A 3,765-nucleotide genomic window follows, 5' to 3' on the forward strand; every position below is an offset into this window, starting at 1 on the left:
ACCGTATTGTTGATTCAACAGAGCTTAAGGAATTGTTAACCAGTTCTAATAAAATAGTGTTACTATTAAAAGGCAAAAAAGGAGTTGGAAAATCTTATCAATTACATCATGCATTGCAGGAATTAAATCATAAATATGTTGATATTGATTTGAGTATAAATAAAAATATCCCTCTAGGTTCTTTGATTTTTAGTCTACAAATAATACCTTTAGAAATAAAAATAAATGATTCTTTTTTCAATAAAATAAACAATTACATTAAAAATGAAACTACCATTATTTTCAGCAACTATGAACAATGCGATTCAGATTCTAGGATACTGATAAAATCACTTGTAAACTATTACGTAAAACATGTAGAAAACTCTATCATCATAATTGAAGAAAACTTAGAAAACGAAGAATGTATATTTGATGATTGCACGATAGTAAAATTCAATAATAAAAATGAATATGAACTATTAAATATTATTAAAAATAAAATACATGCACACGATAATATTTTAAAAAAAATAGTTAAACTAACAAATGGTGATATAAATAAATTTGATGTGATTCTCCGTATGCTACAGGATATGCGTGGAGAAGTTGATGAAAATAATATTATTATTCTTGAAGATGAAAATATACCGAATTCTTTTTTATCAGCTTATGAAAGATATTATAACACGATTGATGAGAAATTAAAGATAATATTAAAAATAATAGCCACAATAGGTGGTGATTTTTATGAAGAATTGTTATGCAAATCCATCAATTATATTAACCAATATGAGATACACGACATAGCAGAAAGAGGAACGTGTATAGAAAATGTTAATACGGGTACGTCTAATTACCAAGAAATAAAATATAAAACGAACTATAGATTCATATTAGATGAATTTAATAATATTATATCCGATTCGAGAAGTGATATTAACAAATTCATAGAAAAATATTATATACATGTTAAATATCTGGCAGATTCCGATTCTTTCAAAAAATATAGTTATTACGATAAAATAATTATTCTCCAAAGCATAATTAATCTTCGACCTAGGAATACGGTATATATATTTAAATATTATGTAAAATTGATGGAAATATATCATGAAAAATATGCTTTTGAAAGTGTAATTAGTTTGCACAATAGAAGAAATGAATTTCACAATGGAAGTGATAAGAATATCTTTGAAGATTTCCCGAATTATAGAAGCATGATACAAGAAGCTTTTATTCTCACATCACGTTATCAAGATGCCATTGATATAGGATATAATTTAGAAAATCATAGGGAAATATTCTTAGCAGCAAAAGCAAATTACTTAAATGCAGAACCTCAAAAGGCATTAATGCTACTCAATTTATTTGATCACTCATCATGTTTTGATGCTTTAAATTTAAAAGCATCAATATACAATTGGTTTTCAGATATGGAGAAATGTAAATACTATATCACAGCAGCTTATAATCTAGCAGAAACATTAAATGAGGAAGACAAAAAGCACTACATTATAAAAAAAGCAGGGCTTGATCTTGGTATAGATGAATTTAAAAAACAATCTGAAAAAACCATTGATTTTTTCAGAAAAAGACCTAAAAGAGAATTAGCTGAAGTATTATATAATATAGGAACTATAAAACTCTTTTCAGAATCAAAAGAAGAAGTTGCTGATGGATTGAATAAAATTAACGAATCTAAAAGAATATTTCATGAAATATGCGATAAAGTAATATGGCATTGTCAAAACTCTTTGGCGATCTATGATGCGTTAAATTTTGATTTTCAAGGAGGTATAGCTAAATGGGAAAATATAATAGAAGATTCTAAATGTGCATGTTTTAATGAATTAACAGTTTACCTCAATATAACGTGTTGCTATATAAAATTGCATGAGTATCAGAATACAGATTTTTATTTACAAAAAACTCGCAAAAGAATTTTAGAATACGCAAACAGAAATAAAAAAGATGAATACACAGACTTGCTTAAAAGTTATAAACGTATAGTAAAAGAAAATCCTGAAATAAGTTTATGTATAAGGAATTATTTTCTTATGGAATCTCTTTTTGCAAAGCAAAAAAATGAAACTGAAAAAATGGTGAGAAAGTATGCAAAAATCGCATTGAAATCCTCCGATTATAATTCCAGTAATAGCTACCTTTTGGAAAGATTAGCAAACGGGAAAAATACGCACAAAGGGAAAAATTATATTAAAAGATTTTTTTCTGAAAATGAAATGTATTTCTGCTCTATTATGTTCTGGAATAATTAACATATAGTATGATAATGAATAGTTCAATAAAAGATATCAATGAGATTGCAAGAATTTTGCATGAATTAAATAGCGAAAAAAGTATATTTGAATATATTGCAGACTGGATTCCTATTTTTATAGCAGTGCTAGCTTTAATATTTACGATTGCATGGAATTATAAACTTAACAGGGCCCTTTTAAATGTTGCTGTATATTCTATGGATGATTGTTTTTACGCTGTAGCAACTAATATTGGAAATAATGACGCCTATAATATTTCTATTGAATTTAAAGGAATTGTTAATTCTAAACCATTTGAAAATATTAAATTCATTGCAAAGGGGACATCTTATAGAGCAGTTCTTATGCCTGCTATAGGTTTAAAAGATGTAACTGAACCTGTTACTTGTGAAATAAAATACAACGATAGATTTAAAAAACGTTCTTTTTATAAATCTGATTTTGAATTAGATTTAAACAATATTAATAAGAAAAATCTAACCTACGACAGAGAAACAAATACCTATAATGTAAATCCACTATAACTTCTACTGTATCTTCTTAAGCTAGAATTAATTATTCGTTCTATAACGTCTTGGTAGCATTTCCCTATTTTTTTGAAACATACTTCGAAAGATCCTTCTCTATTTAAAAATGGCAATAGATTTGCTTCTAAAAAATATAAATTCCCATTTTCATCCATTCTGTAATCCATTCTTGAATAATCGTTAATTCCAATATATTTGTGTATATTTAAACTGATATTTTTTATTTCCTCCTTAATATGATCTGGACAAGGAAAATCAAGAATACCAATGACATTGTTTTCATATTTTTTCTTTGCATCATAAAGGTCGATATCACTATAGTCTTTATTAACTATAGCTACTACTCCTAATGCTTGACTTTCTTTTCCATTCCCTATTATAGGAACTGTCAATTCTTTTCCTTTTATATATTTTTCACAAAGTAATTCAAAATTGAATTTTTTGATTAAATATCTACTGTGGTAAATAAACTCATCAATATTGTTTACCATCACTACTCCCATACCTCCTCCTTCAGAATTTGGTTTAATAACTAGTGGGAATCCTAGGGATATGGCCTCTCTAATTACACTATCTGTGAGACATTCGTAAACAAATCCTTCCGGCGTATTTATACCTAGATTTCTCAACAATAATTTTGTAAAATGCTTATTCTGTGCTATTGCAGTTGCAAATGTGTCTGAACCACTATGTTTTATTCCTCTAAATTCAAGATAGGCAGGCACCAATGCTACCCTATTTCGAGATCGAATTCCTTCCACAAGGTTAAAAATAAAGTCAATTTGTTCATTTTCTTTTTCAATGAAATTAATTAAATTTTTTGCATTGATATACGTCACATCATGTCCTATGTTTTCCAATGCTTCTCTGATTGATGCTACTGTCTGTAGAGAAACAAAATCCGTATAATTTAAATTATCAGATTCATAACCATAATCTTCTTTTGTATCATAACATATTCCGATTCGCATAATTAA

At 27.2% G+C, this 3,765-nt stretch carries 3 protein-coding genes; 2 read left to right on the forward strand and 1 reads right to left on the reverse strand.

The window, feature by feature from the left end:
• Both HHJ06_RS11600 and HHJ06_RS11605 read left to right on the forward strand, forming a co-directional pair.
• Nucleotides 1–2,258 (forward strand): hypothetical protein (locus HHJ06_RS11600; RefSeq protein ID WP_215429954.1); only part of this gene is annotated, 2,258 nt, incomplete at its 5' end.
• A 14-nt stretch (nt 2,259–2,272) separates the two neighbouring features.
• Nucleotides 2,273–2,785: a hypothetical protein gene (locus tag HHJ06_RS11605; RefSeq protein ID WP_215429955.1), complete on the forward strand. Its 513-nt coding sequence runs from the start codon at nt 2,273–2,275 to the stop codon at nt 2,783–2,785.
• On the opposite strand, the gene HHJ06_RS11610 is transcribed toward HHJ06_RS11605, so the two are convergent.
• A partial coding sequence (locus HHJ06_RS11610) for a D-alanine--D-alanine ligase family protein (RefSeq protein ID WP_215429956.1) occupies nt 2,764–3,765 on the reverse strand: 1,002 nt, incomplete at its 5' end. The two genes, HHJ06_RS11605 and HHJ06_RS11610, sit on opposite strands and share 22 nt — an antisense overlap.

This window comes from Akkermansia muciniphila, assembly GCF_018709685.1.
Lineage (GTDB): Bacteria > Verrucomicrobiota > Verrucomicrobiia > Verrucomicrobiales > Akkermansiaceae > Akkermansia > Akkermansia muciniphila_E.